This window comes from Paenibacillus sp. FSL K6-3182 (assembly GCF_037976325.1).
In the GTDB taxonomy this organism is placed as follows: Bacteria; Bacillota; Bacilli; order Paenibacillales; family Paenibacillaceae; genus Pristimantibacillus.
On record NZ_CP150265.1, the window covers coordinates 857438 to 878008 of the forward strand.

A 20571-nucleotide genomic window follows, 5' to 3' on the forward strand; every position below is an offset into this window, starting at 1 on the left:
GATGGTGAAGAAGAACACGATGTTTTCAAGGTCTTTATTTTTACCGCTTATGGTGGCATTGCTAGTCTTTCTTGCAGCTTGTTCATCTAATAATGGGAGTGCAGACACGCCGAGCCCGACTGATGGTGCGGCGAAGCCAACGGAGAGTGCCGCTCCTGCGGAAACCGAGAAGCCTGCTCCAGACGATGGTCTTTATTCCATTGAGGATTTCAGCAATGTGAAGAAAAATGAGGGCGAAGCCATAAAGGGTGGTTCCATTACATTTGGCCTTGTATCAGATACACCATTTGAAGGGACACTGAACTGGAACTTTTATTCCGGTGATCCGGATTCACAAGTGCTAAACTGGTTTGATGAAGGGCTGCTTACTTGGGATAAAAGCTATGTATATACGAATGATGGGGCAGCAACGTATGAAGTGTCTGAGGATGGCAAAACATTTACGCTTACGATTCGCGATAATGTAAACTGGCATGACGGCAAGCCAGTAACTGCAGAGGATTGGTTATTCGCTCATGAAGTCATCGGCAACCCCAAATATGACGGTCCACGGTATGATTCGAATTTCACTAATATCGTAGGGATGACGGAATTCCATGAAGGAAAAGCAAAAACGATCTCAGGAATTGAAGTGTTAAGCGAGAAAAAGCTTAAAATTACGTATATTCAATCATCTCCTTCCCTTTTGACCGGTGGTGTATGGAACTATCCATTAGCGAAGCACATATTCGGCAATATGGATGTGGCTAAAATTTCGGCTTCTCCAGAGGTTCGTGAGAAACCAATCGGCTTTGGGCCATTTAAAGTAAAAAGTATCGTTCCTGGGGAATCTGTTGTTTTTGAGAAAAATACAGATTACTGGCGCGGTGAGCCTGCACTAGATGAGGTTGTATTGAAAGTAATTAACCAAACAACCGTTGTACAACAATTGAAAACCGGCGGTGTTGATCTCGTTGATGCCTTCCCAGCGGATCAATATCCAGATAATGCGAGTCTATCAAATCTTGAATACTTAGGTGCAATTGACCGTGCATATACGTATATTGGCTTTAAACTAGGCAAGTGGGATGCCGAGGCTGGCAAAGTCGTTCCTGATCCTAAATCGAAAATGGGCGATGTGAACTTGCGGAAAGCGATGTGGCATGCGGTCGATAACGATCAGGTCGGCAAGCAATTCTATCACGGCCTGCGCTGGAATGCGACGACACTTATTCCGCCTTCTCACCCTGAGTACCATGATGATACTAATAAAGGCCTTGCCTTTGATAAAGATTTGGCTAACAAGATTTTGGATGATGCCGGCTACAAAATGAATGGCAAATTCCGTACAAATCCAGATGGCAGCGAATTAGTTATTAACTTTATTTCCATGACAGGCGGAGATATTGCACAGCCGCTTGCTCAATATTATGTACAGTCATGGCAAGCGATTGGCTTGAACGTAAAGCTGGAAATGGTGGAGTTCAACACGTTCTATGATCGTGTAGGCAGCACAGGAAAAGATGATCCAACAGTAGATGTGTATCAAGGCGCTTGGGGCGTAGGAATTGACGTCGATCCGGCTGGCTTATACGGGCGCGATGCGATTTACAACTTCCCGCGTTATGCTAGTGACGAACAGGATCGCTTGCTGAAAGAAGGGGTTTCAGAAGCGGCCTTTGATGTGAAGGTACGACAAGGCATCTACAAGGAATGGCAGGAGCTGATGGTGAAAGACATTCCTGTATTCCCGACGCTGTATCGCGCCGTTATCGTTCCAGTTAATAAACGGATACTCAATTTCGCCATTGGAGATGGAACGGGCATTTATCTGCATCAACTTGCAGTATCTCAAGATAAACCGGTAGTAGCGAAGTAAAGCGGTGGTTAGAGCGTTCGACTAAGTAGAACTTATTGTAGTGAAAAAGCCTTCAAAGCCACGCTGCTAGTGGTTTTGAAGGCTTTTTATTATTTCCCTTGATTGACGAGCCACTCTGTCAGCTCTTCAGATTGAGCTAGAACAGCGATGGGGTCAAAATACCAGGATCTCTCTTCAGGCCATATGTAGATGTGACCATTTTTTACAGCTGGAAGATTGCCCCAGATTGGATCGTTTTGAAAATATTCTAACGTACGATCATTGGATGTCAAAATAATATAATCGCCTGCATACTTGGACAGCATTTCCGATGAAATTTCAGCCCACTGCTTCTTCATGATTTCATCGGCAACATCGACAGGTGGTTTACGGCCTAATGATTGATAGATGGGCTGGCCGCCGCGACCGAAGTTGTCTCCGTAAACCCAAGTCGTTTTATCGCTGTACTCCATGATGGAGAAGGTTGCACCCGCTGGGATAGCTTTATCTACCTTGGCTTTGGCTTCCGCAATGCGGCGGTCATATTCGGCCAGCCATGACTTAGCTACATCTTCTTTGCCGAATAAATCTCCGAAATAGGTCAACTCTGCGTGGACATTTTTTAATTCTCCGTATGGGATAACAATCGTTGGCGCAATTTTACGTAGCTGCTCGTAGCTGTCTCCGTTGGCTGTAATGATGAGATCGGGGGAGAGGCTGATAATGTTTTCAGCGGATGGCTCTCCATAAACTCCTGTATCTGCAACGCCAGCCAGCGCTTCTTTGAAATAGTAGTTTTCTATCGTAACACCCGGAGATCCTACCGGAATAACATCAAGAGCAATCAGGCTGCCCAAGTATTCTTCGGCTACAATCCGCTTAGGATGAAGCGGAATTTCGATGTCGCCTTTAACAGTGGAGACCGTCTTGAATTTCGCAGCTTCCGGCACGGCCGTTTCCGGTGTGGTCTCTTCGGTGCCGCTTGATGGTGCTCCAGCGTTGGTTGGAGCTTTTTCTGTTCCGCAAGCGGAAACGAGAACCGCTAACAATAGTAATGAAACGGCAAAAATGAAACGACGGCTGCTGTAAAACTTCTGTTGAAAAGAAAACAATGTCATATCCCCCTTATTTAAAACGATAATCATTCTCAGTAACACTTTACCGTGTAATCTTGAAAATGACTATGGACTAAAATGATGTGTAGTCATGCAGATTTGTGACGTGAGGTCATCGCACGAAGCAGCTCTCGAAGCTGCGCTTGCGTAGAGATCGGGTCGTATCCGCAAAACATATCTGGCTCATTGAGCAGGTATACCTGCTTATTCTGGACAGCTTTCAGCGCAAGCCAGCGAGGGGAGTGAAATAAACGATCCATTTGAATCAGATCACGCTGGCAAGAAGGCAATGAAGTAATGAAAATATGGTCGGCCGGATAAGATGCAATGGTTTCGATATCTGATTCCACATATCCGCGAGCGAAAAAGCCTTGTTCCAGCAATTCGGAGGGAGGCTGAAAGCCGAGATCATCATAAAGAATTTGACTGCCTCTGCCATGACTGCTGCTGCAGCAATAAGCTTTGTTCGAATCAATCTCCCATACAACGGCGGTACCGCGATAGCCAAGCTGGCGATCCAGCCTATGATTGCTTCTAATGATCAACTGATCATAATAGGCGAGCCACGTTTCAGCTGTCTGACGTTTATCTACAATGTCAGCAATTATAAGGAACTGTTCGCGCCAGTTCATCGTCATAAAAGGAAGTTCCACCACTGGCGCGAGCGGAAGCAGGTCCTTATTCTCTTCAGCCATGTTGTAGCTGATAATGACATCAGGCCTTGCAGCAGCGATCGCTTCATAGTAGGTGGAGGGAGTTTGGCCGTATGTATTTAACTTCTGACTGGTGTTTACAATCAACTTGTAATTGGAATGCTCCAACCAGGTTGTATAGACGCCAAGCTCTGGGATAACGCCGAGCGCTATTAGGCTAGCGGTATGATTTAGATTCAATGCGGCAATTCGTTTGTGCTTGCGTTGATAAGCGGTGGGGGAAAGCCCGACAGCTTCTTTGAATTTACGGCTTAAATAAAAGCCTTCCTTATAGCCGACTTCTTGAGCGAGAGTGTTCAGATCAGGAGCTCCGACAAGGATACGCCGCTGCGCGCTGCGAATTCGCAGCAAGGTTAAATAGGCATTGAAGGTACGTCCTGTATTTTTGCGGAATGTACGTGAGAAATGCTCTTGGCTGACATTAGCTTGTTCAGCCATTTGCTCTCGCGTCAGGTCCTTATTATAATGCGTCTCCATATATTGAATGGCACGCTCAAGCCAGTAGTTGGACGGCTGCTGCAAAGCATTACGTTCTTTGAACAGCTCTACAAGCAGCTCAATAAACAACTGTTGAGACTGAAGCGGTTCACTTAATTGGGGCTCTCTCCACACCGTTTCCAGCTCGCCGGCTAGTCTAAGGATTCCGACCGAACAGCGATGCAGCGGTTCAGCGTGATTGAGCCCACGATGCTCGGAGCCCTCTGCAGTCAAGCAGCGGTAAGCAATGTGGATACCGCGCAGCGAGGGAGATGCCTTCCATTTTAATCGCTGATGGGCATCACATAATAAGACGCTTCCACGCGCTATCTCATACAGCTGATCGTTAATAGAAAGCTCAGCTGTACCACTCGATACGATGAAAATACGGGAAAATGGCGCTGATTCTTCAAAGAAGAGGTCTGCCACCGTTTCAATATCTATTCTAGTTACTTGGACAGGCATATAAAATAAATGGGAGGAAAGGGACATTTCTTCACAAGCAGGGGACATAGGCAGTTCACTCTTTCTGGATGATGATAAATCCATCGACTTCTATCATTATAAATGATAACTGTTCTCAATTACAATGGATAGCGCTCATCATACAGAAAAGAGCTGCAAAGGATTAATCCTTCGCAGCTCGTGCTCTTGGTGATCGGTGAATTGGTATTAGAATAAAGGACCAGGCGTGCTGCAGCCTGGAAAAGAATTAACATCTTGAATCGTATTAAGGGGATATTGCTTCGTCGCAAATTGACTCTGATACAAGTATTCCTGCAGCACTAAATTACCGCCGGTAATGCTGCATAAAACGCCCGTTACACCTTGTCCGTTCATTAAAGAGACGCCGACAGGCTGGCCGACTAATCCTAAAGCCTTCGAATACCATGACATTTGAAGCATAAAAGAATCACCTCCACCATGCATTGTATGTTAGACATTGGCGGAGGGTAACAGAGATCAACCTCTATTACTTACATGCTTCAGCGAAAATATGAGCCATCTGCTCACTGTCCGCTTCTCTATAGACATAATCATGATAATGGGGCTTATGAATGCCCTGCCAACCTTTTTCCACCGCGCTTTTGTAATAATGTATGGCACGATCCTGCTCTCCGGTCAAATAAAACAAGCAAGCGGCATTCCAATACAGCGCGGCATCTCCGTTCCAATCCCAGCCTTGATCAAGCGCTTGTGCGTAGCTCCATGCTGCACGTGCATAGTCTCGTTCCACGCCATATTTCGTGTCTCCGCGCAGATAGTGGTTCCCGTTAACGAGGAGATTGTTTAAAGGCAGATTCCATCCGAACAAAACGGGGAAATCAATAAGCAGCTTAAACCCAGCAGCTATAGCGGTTTTTTGTGAGCCTATATTGCTTGACCAGCATTGCCAGCCTACTCTTGTCATGCCTCGTTGCTTTGCAAGTGACAGTGCACCTAACGCTGTTTTTCGCGCCCAACCGTTGCCTCGATATTGTTCATCTGTTTGAATGCCAAGCTCACATTCATCCCCGACTACCCAATCGGTCAGGCACCAGCTGATGATGGCGGGCCCTTCATCCGTGTCTTGAATTGCAGAGCATCCAAAACCGCTATCCTCATAAGCTTCAATGGAGGCCCAGCCACCTTGAATTTCACTGATGACGCCATCGAGCCCTATTAAATCTTCTCTTTTAAGAAAGCTGCTATCTACCGGAAAAATATGATCAGCAAGCTTAGTCTCTATTCCGTCCAGATCGTGAGTAAACGTCATACGGCCGCTTCGCAGAGGCAGCAGATCCTTCATCACGAGGCTGAGCATATTTTCCCATTTCTCATCTGAGGGGTAGAAGAGCACATAATCCAGTCGTCCGATCGCTGCAAGCTTCGGCAAAAGTTCTTCTTTAAACAGCTTGTTAACTTCTTCAAAAAATAAATGATTTTCAGGGCTGCCGCCTAAAAATATACCTTGAGGGCTTGTTAATACAGCTGTCGCGCTGTCAATGGACAAGAAAACTCTGCCGTGCAAAACACCTTCAATGACACCTTGAATCGATAAATGGTGCTTCAAAGCTCCAAAAAGTGCTGCTGCTTTAGTGAAGTTTTCGCTGGCAAGTTCCGTTCCTATCGCTTTCGAAATATACATAAACTTATTTCCTCCCAGAAGTATGTGAGAGGTTTATTTAATTATAGATGTAAACCTCTCACATGCTTTTTGATTTGATTGTTCTTATTCAAACATCATCACTCCTTTGAACGTAGTAGAGGTCATACTCTAGGTGCTGGTTATACCATGTCTAAATTCATTATGCTTAGTGGAAATAGGCACGGCAAGGTGCTGTTTATTTATACTTAAACTTTACTGATTTCACACAAGTGCAATATCACCAAAAGTGATTTTTACTAAAATAGAGGATTAAGCTTCCAGCAACCACAACTTAGCAAAAAATATCAAAAACAGCCTTCTTCCTTCTGCTATTCTAGAGTCAAAGGAGGCGCACCTTTGATTACTCACAACATCATTCAAAAAAGTATCCAGTACATGGAGGATAACCTTCAGGATGAGCTGACACTTGAACAAATAGCTGCACACGCTGGTTTTTCTCCATACCATTTTCACCGTTTATTCCGAAAGGAAGTAGGCATAAACATAGCGGATTATTTGAGAAGCCGCCGACTTTGTTATGCATCTCGACTGCTACTAAACACGGATGAAACGATCATTGCGATTTCGTTGAACTGCTATTTTGAAAGCCAGGAAGCATTTACAAGAGCATTCAAGAAAATGTACAGCATGCCGCCGGGCCGTTACCGTAAAATGTTTGCACCACATACGTATTCTACCTTAGGAGGAGATTATATGGATCAAGCTTCACCTGTGAAAGACTGGTTCCTGACGGGAAGCCAACCTCAAAACTATGAAATGGGAGTTGACCGCAGCATCGTTCATCAAGGAAATACATCAGGGTATTTGAAGGAGTCTATTGCAGAGGACCCGGGTCAATTTGGTACGATGATGCAGCAATTTAAAGCTGAGAAGTTTGTTGGTCGCAGAATGAGATTCTCAGGTTTTGTAAGGACGAGCGGGGTACAAGAATATTGCGGGTTGTGGATGAGGGTGGACAATAACGCACAGGATATTTTGCAGTTTGATAATATGAATAACAGAAAAATTAATGGCGATACGGGCTGGAATCATTACGCTATCGTACTGGATGTTCCTGCTAACAGCGCGACCATATCCATTGGTGTACTGCTTATGGGTAAAGGACATGTATGGGTGGATAGCTTCAAGTTCGAAGAGGTTGATCTCAGCGTGCCAACAACTAATCTTGAGATGGAAAGCGAGCTGCTGGATGGGCCGTCTAATCTTTCATTCGAGGAATAATAAAGAGTAGATAAGCTGTATGGCTTCGATTCCAAGGATTGACATAAATTTAGAATGAACATATAATACCTAGTAAATAACTTGGTTTTTTGCAAATGATCTACAAAAAAACCAATGAACTAGAGGAGACTACAAAATGGCTGTTCAAACATTTAAAGCAACTGCTCAATTGCAAGAGGGCGTAAAGGTTTTAACGAAGTCTAGACATTTCGAGCTCACGATCGATGAGCCCAAAAGCTTGGGCGGGACAGATACGGGGATGAATCCTGTTGAAGCGCTGCTCGCTTCATTAGGAGCTTGCCAATCGATTGTTGCTAGAGTTTACGCTCCAAAGTTTGATGTTAAACTGGATGATTTCAGAGTAGAGGTAGAAGGCGACATCGATCTTGATGGATTTTTCAATAAATCGGATGTGCGTCCTGGTTACTCGGATATTCGCTATACCTTCCATATCAAAACCGATTCACCAAAAGAGAAGGTTGAGGAATTCGTGAAGTTTCTAGAAAGCAAATGTCCAGTTGGCGACACAATCGCACATCCGGTTAACGTGAAACTAGAAAGCATCGTTATTGATCATTAATTTTAAGCTGTTCGCTATCATTAAATGTTCATACATAATGACAAAGCAGGCTAGGTTTCCCCTTTATGAGGGGGCCTGGTCTTTTTTTATAGCATCCCGTTATTCACTGCTCTTTATTTCAGAATAAAACGAATAACAAAATAACGATATTGTCATTACACTCTTGATTTGATATAGTAGGCTAAAATCACCGAGAGGGGGAGAGAGAGCTGAGCTATTGGATCATCCAGCTGCCAGAAGCGGATGAATCGCTCGCTGCCCAATATGACAAATGATCTTCCGTTGAATAAGGAAACGATTTTAGATGCAGCTGAACAGGTGCTTAGACGTTATGGGCCCGATAAAAGCTCGGTTGTGGATGTAGCTAAGGTGCTGCAAGTAAGCCATGGTACGTTGTATCGCCACTTTGCAAGTAAAGCTGCATTGCGAGAAGCGGTAACGGGGCGCTGGTTGGAGAGATGCATTGCATTGCCTTTAGAAGCGATAGCCAATCAAACCGGCGGCAGCTCTTCAGAGCGCTTGCGTTTATGGATGGAGACACTCATCCGCAGCAAGCAGAATTATGCAGCCAATGATTCAGAGATGTTTGCGATGTACGCGGCTGTCACTGTAAATGCGGTTGAAATGATCACCGATCATGTGAACCGCTTGATAGGGCAGATCACGCAAATCATAGATGAAGGAATACGTTCAAACGAATTCAAGTCTGGACAAGCCGAGAACTTAGCGAAGGCCGTGTTTTTTGCAACGTCGAAATTTCATCATCCTGCACATGCCAATGAATGGTTGGCAGAAGACATCGATGAACAGTTCAAATTCGTATGGAATTTACTGCTTAGTGGAATCGTATAATGTGAAGCCCCATGATGATTTTTATCAGAGGGGCTTTTTTATTTATAGATAAATCTTCTTTAATCAAAATGACAAATAATAAAAAATGTCACTTGATATTTGTCTGTGACGAGAATATAATCAGAGCATAATGATGTAGATGCCAAGGAGGGAATAGTTTTGGAGAAGCGTTTAGCTGGGAAAGTAGCATTGGTAACGGGAGCGTCAAGGGGAATTGGTCGGGAGATTGCTGAGCAATTAGCGGGTAACGGTGCAAAGGTTGTTGTGAACTTCACGAGTAGCCCAGGCAAAGTAGAAGAAGTAGTAAATGGCATTAAGCGTTTAGGTGGTGAAGCTATAGCGATTCAAGCTGATATTAGTATCGTTGCGGAAGTAGAGGCTATGTTCAGCAAAACGTTAGAAGCTTTTGGACAAATAGATATTCTTGTGAATAACGCGGGTATTATGATTACGAAGCCGATTGCTAATATGACGGAGGAAGACTTCGATAAGCAGTTCGCTATTAATGTGAAGGGCACATTTTTTGCTTGCCAGCAAGCGGCATTGCATATGAACGCTAACGGAAGAATTATCAATTTCTCGACTTCGGTTGTTGGCGCGATGTTCCCGACGTATAGCGTGTATGCAGCGACGAAAGGAGCAGTTGAACAGATCACTCGCCAACTAGCGAAGGAGCTTGGTCCAAAGGGGATCACCATTAATGCCATTGCACCTGGTCCTGTTAACACGGAGCTCTTTAAGGTAGGGAAATCAGAAGAACAAATATCGGGTATTGCCAATATGAATGCATTCGGAAGATTGGGTGAACCTGAGGATATTTCGAGTGTGGTGATGTTTTTGTCCAGTGACGAGTCACAGTGGATGACAGGTCAGACGATTCGTGTGAATGGCGGTTTTGTATAAATTGTTGTGAACAAAAAAGACGAGTCCGATCGCAGCTTCTGCGGAACGGGCTCGTCTTTATTTACGCCGTGAAGCTTAGAATAAGGGCGGAAAGCTCACTTGCTATTTTTCGTCCTCATTCACTTTCTCATCAAACCACATCGGATCATCGTTATCCACGTTGTAGTTGATAAGAAGCTCTTCGCCAGCTTTTACGTCTGAGTAAGTAAAGAAGTTAACGACATGATTGTCAAAATCAAGATCGTGATAAGCATTTGGGGTATAGGAATGGTTGAACAACATGCCGTATCCAAGCAGGATCGCAGTGTGATTAGCTCCATACTCAAACACATAATCAGCAAGCATCGTTTTCTCTATGTGCTCATGCTCCTCATTCGGGAAAGGAATGACCGGGGCTTCATGAAACAGTACGCCTTTTGCAATATCAACCTTCGCAAATACTCCTCTATTAAATTCTCCATCGCTAAGCTTAGAAGTCTTTACCTCAATCATGTTAGTCACCTACGGTTCTTTAGTCTAAGGAGCTCGTTGCCATTGCATTAAGCTCGCTCACCTTAGGTAATATATCAATTTAATGAGTAAATAGCCAGCGGCTTCGGTAAACGTTATTTCATAACGATCCATTATTGTGGGAACATTTATCATTTTCAGCCCGTCTAGGTTATGAGGTGATGATGATGAACCAAAAAATTCTGATATACCTTTTATGCGGAGTCATTCTGTTAAGTACAGCACTTATTGTTAACCCTAAAGCAGCTTTCGCATGCTCATGTGCAATGTCGCCGTCTGCAGAGACGCAGGTAAAAGATGAGCTTGGACGCAAGACTGCCATTTTCACTGGAAAAGTAATCAAGGTAACACAGCCTCCTAAGGAAAAAACGATGTCATCTGCTGATCTCGTTCAAGTAGACTTTGAAGTAGCAACGGTATGGAAAGGAAAACTCAAGCAGCAGACAGCTGTATATACAGCGATGAGTTCTGCAAGCTGCGGATATGAAAAATTTAATGCAGGTGATACCTATATCGTGTCTGCTAATGACAGATCAGGAAAGCTAGAAACAGGGATATGTGATTTAACGAAGCTGGTTTCTGCTGCAGGAGAAGAGTTGAAGGTACTAGGCAATGGTTATAATCCGCTGCCCTTAAGCGCTGGCGAGGTTTTGCATGCTAACGAAAGCGGAGCAACAAAGCTGCAGATCATCATAGGTGCGCTAGCCCTTTTTATGATCATTGGGATTGTTGTTGTGCGGGCACGACGTCGTCAATAAAGCAATGAGGAATGTTATGTTTATAGGTTGTATATGTGCAAAAAAGATGCCGTAAGCTCTTGAAGAGGATTACGGTTTTTTTGCATGCTCTTATAGGCTTCAAAAGTTATTTTCCTGCATGAATAAGAAGATAGGAGTAAGACATACCCTAACCTAATCCTTTGATTTCTTATTTACATTCATAAAATCTATGGTTAAATGGGGAGTGGCGAAACGAGGTGATTGAACAGGTGCTTCGTCAAAAAGCATTAATTTTGGAGGGGTACATGTGTACAAGCTGCTGCTCGTTGATGACGAGCCGGAAGTTACGGAAGGATTAATGAGTGAGATTGATTGGAAAAGCTGCGGTTTCTCAGAAGTTAGAACAGCAGGGAACGGCAAGGAAGCGATGGAGATTTTTGAGAAAATGGAGCCTGATGTGCTCATTACAGATATTAGCATGCCATATATGAACGGTCTGGAGCTGTCGGAATGGGCTAGAAAGATATATCCCATTACACGGATTGTCATCTTATCGGGTCATGATGAATTTGAATACGCGAAGCAGGCCATACATTTGCAGGTAGAGGCTTATGTTTTGAAACCGTTCTCGGCAAAGCAGCTAACGGACACGATTGCGGAAGTAGCGAAGCGCATGGATGAAGAACGTGAGAAGCGAACCAATATTGAGCTTCTGGAGGAGCATTACCGCACCAGTCTGCCTATCGTGCGCGAGAAGTTTCTTTCCTCTTTAATTACTCGCAAACAGTCTTATAAGGACATTTCTATAAAAGCAGCGAAATACGGCATGGAGCTGAAGGGCGAGGGGTATATCGTCTCCATTATTGCAGTTAATCACTCTGAACATCAGAAGGATGCTGAGCTTCAACCACCCTCACATTCACTTGCTTCGTCAACAGATTTGGATCTGAAGCTATTCTCCGTATGCAATATTGCAGCTGAAATATGGAATAAACATTTGCTTGGAAAAGTTTTTATTCATCAAGATCAAGTTGTACTGTTCACGGTCAGCCCAGAGCTCGATAAGGGCTTGGTGATGGAGAAAACACAGGATGCATTAAAGGAAATACTGCAAAGCATCGAGAGATTTTTGCGTTTTCCCGTCATGATTGGCGTTGGAACCTTCACACAAGATGTTGGAAATCTCAAGTATGCTTATGAGGCTGCAACGGTTGCTTTAGATTATCGCCGGATTCTTGGCAACAATCTCATTATTTGTATCGATGATATGGAAAGTCGTGTGAATGACAAGCTTCTCTTTGACGAATGGAAGGAGCAAAATCTAGTTCGAACGGTGAAGCTTGGTACGGAGAAAGAACTGGAAGAAGTAATTGATGGACTGTTTGATGAAATATCCCGCATCCAGGCTCCTGTTCATGAGTATCAGCATTATTTGCTCGAGATGGTAACGGCGATTATCAAGCTGACCAAAGCTTATGAGAGTGACAATGATGACATTTTCGCAGGCGGATGGGGCATATTGAATCAATACCAGAAGCTGAACAGCATGCAGGAAACGAAGGCTTGGTTTGGAGATTTATGTGCTAAGGTGAGAGTTCGTATCGCCAGCCGCAGGCAGCATACTTATAAACAAATCGTAGAGGATGCCATTCACTATACGAAAGAGCATTATCACGATAGTGATTTGTCTATTGCGAAGGTGTGTGCCCATCTGCATATCAGCGCAGGATATTTTAGCGGCTTGTTTAAAAAAGAGTTAAAAATGACGTTCGGTGCTTATTTGCTGCAGCTTCGAATGGAACAGGCGAAGGAGCTGCTTCGCACGACAGAGCTCAAAGCATTTGAGATAGCGGAGAAAATCGGATTTGCCGATCCAAATTATTTTAGCCTCAGCTTTAAGAAATATGCCGGATTGTCTGCCAAAGAATATCGCAGCGGCTTACTGGGACTAGAGAAATGATAAAACGCAAAAGCATACAGTTTATTTTAACCGTTTCTTTTACTATATTTTCTGTGTTTATTATATTGCTTGTCAGCGTTGTTCTATATGGCCGTTTCTCTGCAACTGCGCAGGAGAATGCCTTTCGCAATTCACAGCAAATTGTCGATCAAGTAAGCTACAATCTTGAAAATTATATAGAGGTCACGTCTGACTTGTTCAACATGATGCATCATTCAATCGGACAAAGCGCCGATGTGAAATCCGATGGGATGCGCCGCCAGCTGGAATCGATGATGTCGACGCGTTCGGACACGGTATCTCTCGCCTTATTCGATGATAAAGGTCAGCTGCTTATCGATTTACCGAATGTTGAGCTGAAGGAAACGCTGAAAGTGACGGAGGAAGGCTGGTTTCGAAGCGCACTCGATTCAGCAGGTCACTTATCCATATCGCTTCCGCATGTTCAAAATTTGTATAAGCAGCAGTTCCGATGGGTCGTATCGATGAGCAAAAGCATCACAGTCCAGCATCAAGGCAAGCAGGTTCATGGCGTTTTGCTGATGGATGTCAATTTCAATACGATTGATGAGCTGTCCGAACGAGTGAGCTTGGGGCAAAAGGGTTATGTGTACATGCTGGACGAGTCTGCGGGTAACATTGTTTATCATCCGCAGCTTGAGCTCATCTATGCGAAGCTGAAAGAAGAGAATGTTGAGCTGGCGCTTAAGCATACGTACGGCAGCTTTATTGACGATTCTACGGATGAGGCAAAAATGATAAGTGTTCAAACGATTGGCAACGTCGGCTGGAAGGTAGTGGGCGTATCCTATTTGGATGAGGTGATGACGACAAGCGGGCAATTAAACCGATCGATGTCCAAGCTTGTTATCGGCTTAGCGCTAATCGTATTTTTATTATCGAGTTTAGTCGCACGGAGAATCTCAAGACCGATCAAACGACTGGAGCTTTCGATGAAAAGCGTAGAGCGGGGCGACTTCAACCTGGCCGCCAGCGGCGAAGGGCCGCTTGAGATCAAGCGTCTTGCAGATCGGTACAACATTATGATCGGTACAATCAAGCAGCTGATGGAACGAATTGTAAGGGAACAGGAGAGCAAACGAAAGTACGAGCTGGAAGCGCTGCAAGCGCAGATCAATCCACATTTTTTATACAATACGTTAAATACGGTCGTACGCATGGTGGGCATGAACAAAAATGAAGAAGTGATTACGACGATTACGTCGCTGTCCAAGCTGTTTCGCATTAGTATAGGCAAAGGGAAAAGCCTAATCACGCTAGCGGATGAAATGGAGCATGCACGGAACTATTTGGTTATTCAGCACATGCGGTTCAAAAATAAATTCGACTATTCCTTTGATTTGCAGCAGGAGGCATTGTCGCTTGCTACCTTAAAGCTTATTGTTCAGCCTCTAATTGAGAACGCGCTCGTGCATGGCATTGAGCCCTCCGTTGACAAGGGGCATATTGCTATTTCCATGAGGCTTGAAGGCAGTGATATTGTGGTCAAGATCGTTGATAATGGGCTTGGCATGTCAGAGGAGAGACTGGGTAAAATTCTTACTGGCACTGTCGTAAGCTCGAAGGGATCAGGTGTTGGGGTTATGAATGTGCAGGAGAGAATTCGACTGTTCTTTGGTCCAACATATGGTTTGCATTTCGAGAGCGAGCAGGAAGTGGGCACAACCGTCACGATTCGTTTCCCTGCTCTTACGCTGCAGCAAGCTGAAGGAGGGGACAAGCATAATGGTTAATTTCAAAGGCAGGGTCATTAGCTTGCTGCTCTTCATCATAGCTGTCCTTTTATTGTATTCCGCTCTCTACCCGGGTCCAGAAGTGCCGAAGGAGGAGCAGACTGGGAAGACGATTCAGCTTATTCTTCGGACGAGCAAAGGCGACTACTGGAAAAATGTGACGATGGGCGCACAAGCTGCCGTCAAAGAATTTGGCATTACTCTGCATGTCTCTGCTGGTGCAGATGAGGGGGACATCAAAGGGCAGCTGCAATCAGCTATGCAATCGCTGGAGACTCGGCCAGATGCAATTGTACTCGGAGCAAATGATGATGCGGCATTTCAACCTTTTTTGGTGGAAGCTGCGAAGCGGAATATACCGGTTATCGCAATGGATAGCTTGCTAACCTCGGGGAAGACGGCTTCCTATGTCGGAATGGACAATTACTTAGCTGGCAAAGAAGCGCTGCGGGAAATCGCCAGACAGCTTGGGGGCAACGGCGATGTTGCGATTGTAACGTATAGCAAGGGTGGAATTAATGGCATTCAGCGGGAGCGGGGAATCCGTGATGCAGTTAACGAATATGAGGGACTTCACCTTGTTGGCAGTCAATTGTGCTCGGAGGCGTACCAAGAATGTGAGCAAACCGTCAGCAGTATTTTAGATAAGCAAAAGGTAGACGGCATATTAACACTTAACACAGAAACGTCGATAGGAGCGGCGTATGAACTGAAACGCAGGCAAGCGGGCAATAAGATCAAGTTGGTAGGCTTCGATAGCTCGCCGGAGCTGCTGGAGCTGCTTCAGGAAAATCAGCTGCAAACATTAATCGTACAAAATCCCTTCAGCATGGGCTATCTTAGCGTCAAGCATGCATTAGCAGCAGCAAATGGACAAGCGGTTCCCGAGAAGGTTGAAATGAGTATGGAGCTTATAACGGAAGAGAATATGTTTTGGCTTAAAAATCAGAAGTTATTGTTCCCTGTTGTGCAATAATGCTCATTTTATATGCAAATAGATGAGGATATTAATAAAAGTGATGAGGATATTACATGTGAATCCCTCCAAAATTACGACATAATGAAGCAGTAGTTAATTCATCCACCAGGGGGATATAAATAATGAAAAAGTGGACAGCAGCGCTCGTTATTGGAGCATTAGCAGTTACAGCAGCAGGTTGCGGAAGCGCAAATGGCGACGGGAGCGCAAGCAGCTTGCCTAAGGCAGGCGTAGCCATTTATAAGTTTGACGACACATTTATGAGCGGTGTGCGCAGCGCGATCGATACAGCGGCAGAAGGTAAATTGGCAGTAGATATCGTAGATAGCCAAAACTCGCAGCCCACACAAAATGATAAAGTTGATTTGTTTATAACTAAAAAAGTAAAAGCAATGGCAGTTAACCCGGTTGACCGTACAGCTGCTGGCATCGTTATTGATAAAGCACAAAAAGCTAATATTCCGGTAGTATTCATTAACCGCGAGCCGCTTGCTGATGATTTGGCAAAATGGGACAAGGCGTTTTTTGTAGGCGCAAAAGCGGAAGAGTCAGGCACTATGGAAGGCGAAATCATTGCTGAGTATTGGAAAGCACATCCGGAAGCGGACAAAAACGGTGACGGCGTGCTGCAATATGCGATGCTGAAAGGCGAGCCAGGGCATCAAGATGCTGAGCTTCGGACTAAGTTTTCTGTACAGGCGATTCAAGATGCTGGCATCAAAGTCGAGAATATTGCTGAAGATACTGCGATGTGGGATCGTGTTAAGGGCCAAGAAAAGATGGCAGCTTTCCTTGCTTCCAAAGGCGATAAAATTGAAGCTGTTCTGGCAAACAATGATGACATGGCGCTTGGCGCAATTGAAGCATTGAAAGCTGCTGGCTACTTTAAAGACAATAAATTTATGCCGGTTGTTGGCGTAGATGCAACAGATCCAGCTAAGCAAGCGCTGAAAGAAGGCACTTTGCTCGGTACCGTTCTAAACGATGCGTCGAACCAAGGTAAAGCAACGGTTGAGCTTATGCGCGTTCTTGCTGCAGGCGAAACACCAACGAAGGAGAATACAGGCTTTGAAATTACAGACGGTAAATACGTTTGGATTCCATACCAAAAGGTAACGCAAGAGACCAAATAAGATAAGCGTTAAGATGGATGATCAAGAGCGGGGGAATAACGTCACTTGCGTTGCCCCTGTTTTTTTTCGCCTACTTTCTTGGCGGGCTGGACAAAGGGAGGCTATACGATGGCAAAGCAGCATCCTTATTTGCTTGAAATGAACGGGATTACCAAGACGTTTCCAGGTGTTAAGGCGCTAGATGATGTTACGTTAAAAGTACGGCCGGGCACGGTTCATGCGCTCATGGGCGAGAATGGTGCAGGTAAATCTACATTGATGAAATGTTTGTTTGGCATTTATAAGCCGGATAACGGCGAGATCATTCTTGATGAGCAAAAGGTTGATATTAAAAACTCCAAGGACGCATTGAATTACGGCGTCTCCATGATTCATCAGGAGCTGCATCCAGTGCCGCAGCGCAGCGTGATGGAGAACATTTGGCTTGGCAGATTTCCGGTAAGAGGCATAGCGCCTTTCCGGTTCATTGATCATAAAAAGATGTACCGCGACACAGCTCAGCTGTTCGAGGATTTAAATATGACGATTGACCCGCATCAGCTGGTCGGCGAGTTGTCAGTTTCCAAAATACAATCGCTCGAAATTGCCAAAGCGGTGTCCTTCAATTCCAAAATTATTGTAATGGATGAGCCGACTTCCTCGCTTACAGGCAATGAGGTAGAGCAGCTGTTCGACATCATCAATAAGCTGCGTGCACGAGGCGTTTCGATTATTTATATTTCGCACAAAATGGAAGAAATATTACGAATCTCCGATGACGTGACGATCATGCGCGACGGTAAATACATCGGTACTTGGCCAGCTCCTGAGCTGACCATCGATACGATTATTACGCGCATGGTTGGCCGAGATTTGTCGGATCGATTCCCGGAGCGTACGAACATCCCAGGAGAAGTCATGCTGCGCGTAGAGGGATTAACCTCGCCGCATGCACATTCCTTCAAGGATGTATCGTTCGAGCTGAGAAAAGGTGAAATTCTCGGAATAGGTGGACTGGTTGGGGCTCAGCGTACTGAACTGATTGAGGCGTTGTTCGGGCTTCGATCCGTAAAATCAGGTGTCATCTACAAGGATGGGATTTCGATTACGATTAAGTCGCCAATCGATGCAAAACGCCACAAAATTGCACTATTAACTGAGGAGCGCAGGGTGACGGGGATTTTTCCGGTGTTGTCCGTAACAGAGAACACAGCAATCGCTAATCTCGATTTATATCAGAATCGCTTTGGCTTCTTAAATGAATCGAAGATGAGATCGGAAGCAGCCAAAGGTGTTGAGAAATTCAAGACCAAGACGCCGTCTGTTGATCAACTGATTCGCAACCTATCCGGCGGTAATCAGCAGAAGGTGCTGTTAGCTCGTTGGCTGCTTACAAATCCAGATATTTTGCTGCTGGACGAGCCAACAAGAGGCATTGATATCGGAGCTAAATATGAAATTTACAATATTATTATTGAGCTTGCCAAGCAAGGGAAAAGCATCATTATGATTTCGTCTGAGATGCCAGAGCTCATTGGCATGTCCGATCGCATCATGGTGATGTCGGAGGGTCGTGCCACAGGTATTCTTGAAGGCAACATGGCAACCGAGCAAAGTATTATGCGGCTTGCAGCACAGACGGGCTAATGATGAAGGATTTAAAGGAGGTTTACGGCAATGGAAGCAGCTAAAGGTTTAAAAATAAAAAATGCATTTTCGCAAAATGCCATTTGGATTGTACTTGTCGCATTAATTTTAGGAATCGCCATTATTGATGCAAACTTTTTGTCTATAACAACGCTTAGAGATATGATGGTGCAATCATCGACGCGAGTCATTATTGCGCTTGGCGCTGCATTTGTTCTTATCACAGCGGGAACTGACTTGTCAGCAGGGCGTGTAGTCGGACTCAGTGCGGTCGTATCCGCATCGATGCTGCAAATGCCTGAATATGCGAGCAAGTTTTTCCCTAACCTGCCTGAGCTATGGGTGATCATTCCGATTATAATCGCGATCATGGTTGGTTTGCTGGTCGGACTATTGAACGGTTTAATCGTCGCTAAGTTTAATGTTCCGCCTTTTATTGCTACACTTGGTACGATGGTCGCGGTGTACGGAGCGAATTCTCTTTACTTCGATATGCCGCCAAACAACTCGCAGCCGATTGGCGGCTTGCGCAAGGATTTCACTGAAATTGGTACAGGTGCTGTTGGCAGCGGCCAATTCTCTATTCCTTATATCGTATTAATCGCTATTTTTGTAGCGTTCATCGTATGGGTTGTCTTCAATAAAACGCGTCTTGGTAAAAACATGTACGCCATTGGCGGCAACATTCAAGCGGCTCATGTATCCGGCATTAACGTGGCTAAAAACTTGATGTGGATTTATGCAATTGCGGGTGCTTTGTACGGCTTAGCGGGTGTGCTCGAAGCAGCGCGTACGGGCGGCGCGTCGAACAACTACGGCAATATGTATGAGCTTGATGCCATTGCTGCATGCGTGGTCGGCGGCGTTTCAACAACTGGCGGCGTAGGCAGAGTGAAAGGGATCATCGCAGGTGTTCTCATTTTCACTGTCATTAACTATGGTTTGACTTATATCGGTATCAACCCGAACTGGCAGCTGATTATCAAAGGTTTGATTATCGTTGTTGCTGTAGCGTTTGATATTCGCAAATATGTAGCGAAGAAGTAAAACGAGAACGAAGAAGAAGCTGTCTCAGAAGGTCGATGACCTTAGGGCAGCTTCTTCTTTCATTCACACGATAGGTTTTCATTGTACTTCGCGCAACTGGTGGTAGCTATTCAGCAATGATGCTTTTAGATATGCAGGCTAAGACTCCTCCTCAATCACACGCTCAATATACTTCGCTACTCCATCCTCATCGTTGCTCTCTACGACTAGCGTGGACAGCTCAATGAGAGTAGGATGCGCATTGGAAACAGCGACCTTGGTGCCGGCAGCTTCGAACATCCCTAAGTCATTCAGATTGTCACCGAACACCGTAACGTCCTCAGGCGTACATTGCATCAGCTCCGCCCACTGCTTCAAGCCTTCTTTTTTATTGGCTTTGCTGTGGCTGAATTCTAGAAAATAATGATCTTTTATATATTGATCCTTCATGAGATGAACATGAACCCGATCGCCGAATGTACGCTGTACTTCATCCTTAAGCGGCTCAAGCTCATGCAGCAAGCCAATATAGGTCACAATCAGTGTCCTAAAGACATGCGAGCATTCGAGCAGCGGCATTTCTCCAAAACGAGGATCATTAGGGCGGCTCTCGTAGAAGGTTATGTCGCCAATTCGCAGCAGCTTCTCATGGAATACACGTTCCTTATCCTCTGCATCCAGCGCGAACAAGAAGGGAATTAGACCTTGTTTTCTTCCTAGCTCAATAATTTGATTTGTCGTTTCGTTATCCAGCCAGTATCCGCCTATGACCTTAGATGAAATGGGATCAAAGACAACCGCGCCATTATATAAAACGATCGGATATTTCCACGGAATGATAGATACAATTTTGTTGGAGCTCATATAGCTTCTTGCCGTTGCATAACTAATGATGATACCTTGTTTCATCGCATGCTTTATGACGTTAATCGTATACTCGGACAAGGATGCATCCGATTGCAGCAGCGTTCCGTCAAGATCAGTAAGGAAATGTTTATTTGCCATTCATAAGCCCCC

At 44.8% G+C, this 20571-nt stretch carries 18 protein-coding genes; 12 read left to right on the forward strand and 6 right to left on the reverse strand.

Features of this window, described 5'->3' with window-relative positions; all coding sequences use genetic code 11:
• The first annotated feature begins 1 nt into the window (after position 1).
• Complete coding sequence (locus tag MHH56_RS03825) at positions 2-1858, forward strand: oligopeptide ABC transporter substrate-binding protein (RefSeq protein ID WP_339209497.1); 1857 nt, start codon at positions 2-4, stop codon at positions 1856-1858.
• Positions 1859-1947: 89 nt separating this feature from the next.
• Here MHH56_RS03825 and MHH56_RS03830 read toward each other — a convergent pair whose 3' ends face one another.
• The 4 genes from MHH56_RS03830 to MHH56_RS03845 form a co-directional block, all read right to left on the reverse strand.
• Positions 1948-2949 (reverse strand): ABC transporter substrate-binding protein, encoded by a 1002-nt coding sequence (locus MHH56_RS03830; RefSeq protein ID WP_339206718.1) that lies wholly within the window; start codon positions 2947-2949, stop codon positions 1948-1950.
• A gap of 92 nt (positions 2950-3041) precedes the next feature.
• Positions 3042-4691 (reverse strand): ABC transporter substrate-binding protein, encoded by a 1650-nt coding sequence (locus tag MHH56_RS03835; protein ID WP_339206720.1) that lies wholly within the window; start codon positions 4689-4691, stop codon positions 3042-3044.
• A 123-nt stretch (positions 4692-4814) separates the two neighbouring features.
• Positions 4815-5039 (reverse strand): hypothetical protein, encoded by a 225-nt coding sequence (locus MHH56_RS03840; protein WP_339209498.1) that lies wholly within the window; start codon positions 5037-5039, stop codon positions 4815-4817.
• 76 nt (positions 5040-5115) lie between these two features.
• On the reverse strand, positions 5116-6270 hold the full coding sequence (locus MHH56_RS03845; protein WP_339206721.1) for a GNAT family N-acetyltransferase: 1155 nt from the start codon (positions 6268-6270) through the stop codon (positions 5116-5118).
• Between the two features lie 357 nt (positions 6271-6627).
• Between MHH56_RS03845 and MHH56_RS03850 the strand changes: the two genes are divergently transcribed.
• The 4 genes from MHH56_RS03850 to MHH56_RS03865 all read left to right on the forward strand — a co-directional run bounded on the left by MHH56_RS03850 (position 6628) and on the right by MHH56_RS03865 (position 9847).
• Positions 6628-7512 carry an AraC family transcriptional regulator gene (locus MHH56_RS03850; RefSeq protein ID WP_339206723.1) on the forward strand — a complete coding sequence of 295 codons (885 nt, stop codon included), beginning with the start codon at positions 6628-6630 and terminating at the stop codon, positions 7510-7512.
• 136 nt (positions 7513-7648) lie between these two features.
• A complete protein-coding gene (locus MHH56_RS03855; RefSeq protein ID WP_076268773.1) occupies positions 7649-8092 on the forward strand; it encodes an OsmC family protein in 444 nt (147 codons plus the stop codon).
• Positions 8093-8356: 264 nt separating this feature from the next.
• Positions 8357-8944 (forward strand): TetR family transcriptional regulator, encoded by a 588-nt coding sequence (locus tag MHH56_RS03860; protein ID WP_339206725.1) that lies wholly within the window; start codon positions 8357-8359, stop codon positions 8942-8944.
• Between the two features lie 159 nt (positions 8945-9103).
• A complete protein-coding gene (locus MHH56_RS03865; RefSeq protein WP_339206727.1) occupies positions 9104-9847 on the forward strand; it encodes an SDR family oxidoreductase in 744 nt (247 codons plus the stop codon).
• 102 nt (positions 9848-9949) lie between these two features.
• Here the strand turns inward: MHH56_RS03865 and MHH56_RS03870 are convergent, their stop codons facing one another.
• Positions 9950-10339, reverse strand: coding sequence for an SET domain-containing protein (locus MHH56_RS03870; RefSeq protein WP_054026376.1), 390 nt, complete (start codon positions 10337-10339; stop codon positions 9950-9952).
• 134 nt (positions 10340-10473) lie between these two features.
• Here MHH56_RS03870 and MHH56_RS03875 point away from each other — a divergent pair, with 134 nt between their 5' ends.
• The 7 genes from MHH56_RS03875 to mglC all read left to right on the forward strand — a co-directional run bounded on the left by MHH56_RS03875 (position 10474) and on the right by mglC (position 19575).
• Positions 10474-11115: a hypothetical protein gene (locus MHH56_RS03875; protein ID WP_339206729.1), complete on the forward strand. Its 642-nt coding sequence runs from the start codon at positions 10474-10476 to the stop codon at positions 11113-11115.
• A gap of 268 nt (positions 11116-11383) precedes the next feature.
• A complete protein-coding gene (locus tag MHH56_RS03880; RefSeq protein WP_339206731.1) occupies positions 11384-13036 on the forward strand; it encodes a response regulator in 1653 nt (550 codons plus the stop codon).
• Positions 13033-14790: a histidine kinase gene (locus MHH56_RS03885; RefSeq protein ID WP_339206732.1), complete on the forward strand. Its 1758-nt coding sequence runs from the start codon at positions 13033-13035 to the stop codon at positions 14788-14790. Before MHH56_RS03880 ends, MHH56_RS03885 begins: the two co-directional genes overlap by 4 nt.
• On the forward strand, positions 14783-15766 hold the full coding sequence (locus tag MHH56_RS03890) for a substrate-binding domain-containing protein (protein ID WP_339206734.1): 984 nt from the start codon (positions 14783-14785) through the stop codon (positions 15764-15766). The genes MHH56_RS03885 and MHH56_RS03890 overlap by 8 nt, the downstream gene beginning before the upstream one ends.
• A 125-nt stretch (positions 15767-15891) precedes the next feature.
• Positions 15892-16902 (forward strand): galactose ABC transporter substrate-binding protein, encoded by a 1011-nt coding sequence (locus MHH56_RS03895; protein WP_339206735.1) that lies wholly within the window; start codon positions 15892-15894, stop codon positions 16900-16902.
• A gap of 108 nt (positions 16903-17010) precedes the next feature.
• Positions 17011-18528 carry a sugar ABC transporter ATP-binding protein gene (locus MHH56_RS03900; protein ID WP_339206737.1) on the forward strand — a complete coding sequence of 506 codons (1518 nt, stop codon included), beginning with the start codon at positions 17011-17013 and terminating at the stop codon, positions 18526-18528.
• Positions 18529-18558: 30 nt separating this feature from the next.
• A complete protein-coding gene (mglC, locus tag MHH56_RS03905) occupies positions 18559-19575 on the forward strand; it encodes a galactose/methyl galactoside ABC transporter permease MglC (RefSeq protein WP_339206738.1) in 1017 nt (338 codons plus the stop codon).
• Between the two features lie 138 nt (positions 19576-19713).
• Here the strand turns inward: mglC and MHH56_RS03910 are convergent, their stop codons facing one another.
• A complete protein-coding gene (locus MHH56_RS03910) occupies positions 19714-20559 on the reverse strand; it encodes a Cof-type HAD-IIB family hydrolase (protein WP_339206739.1) in 846 nt (281 codons plus the stop codon).
• Between the last annotated feature and the right edge of the window lie 12 nt (positions 20560-20571).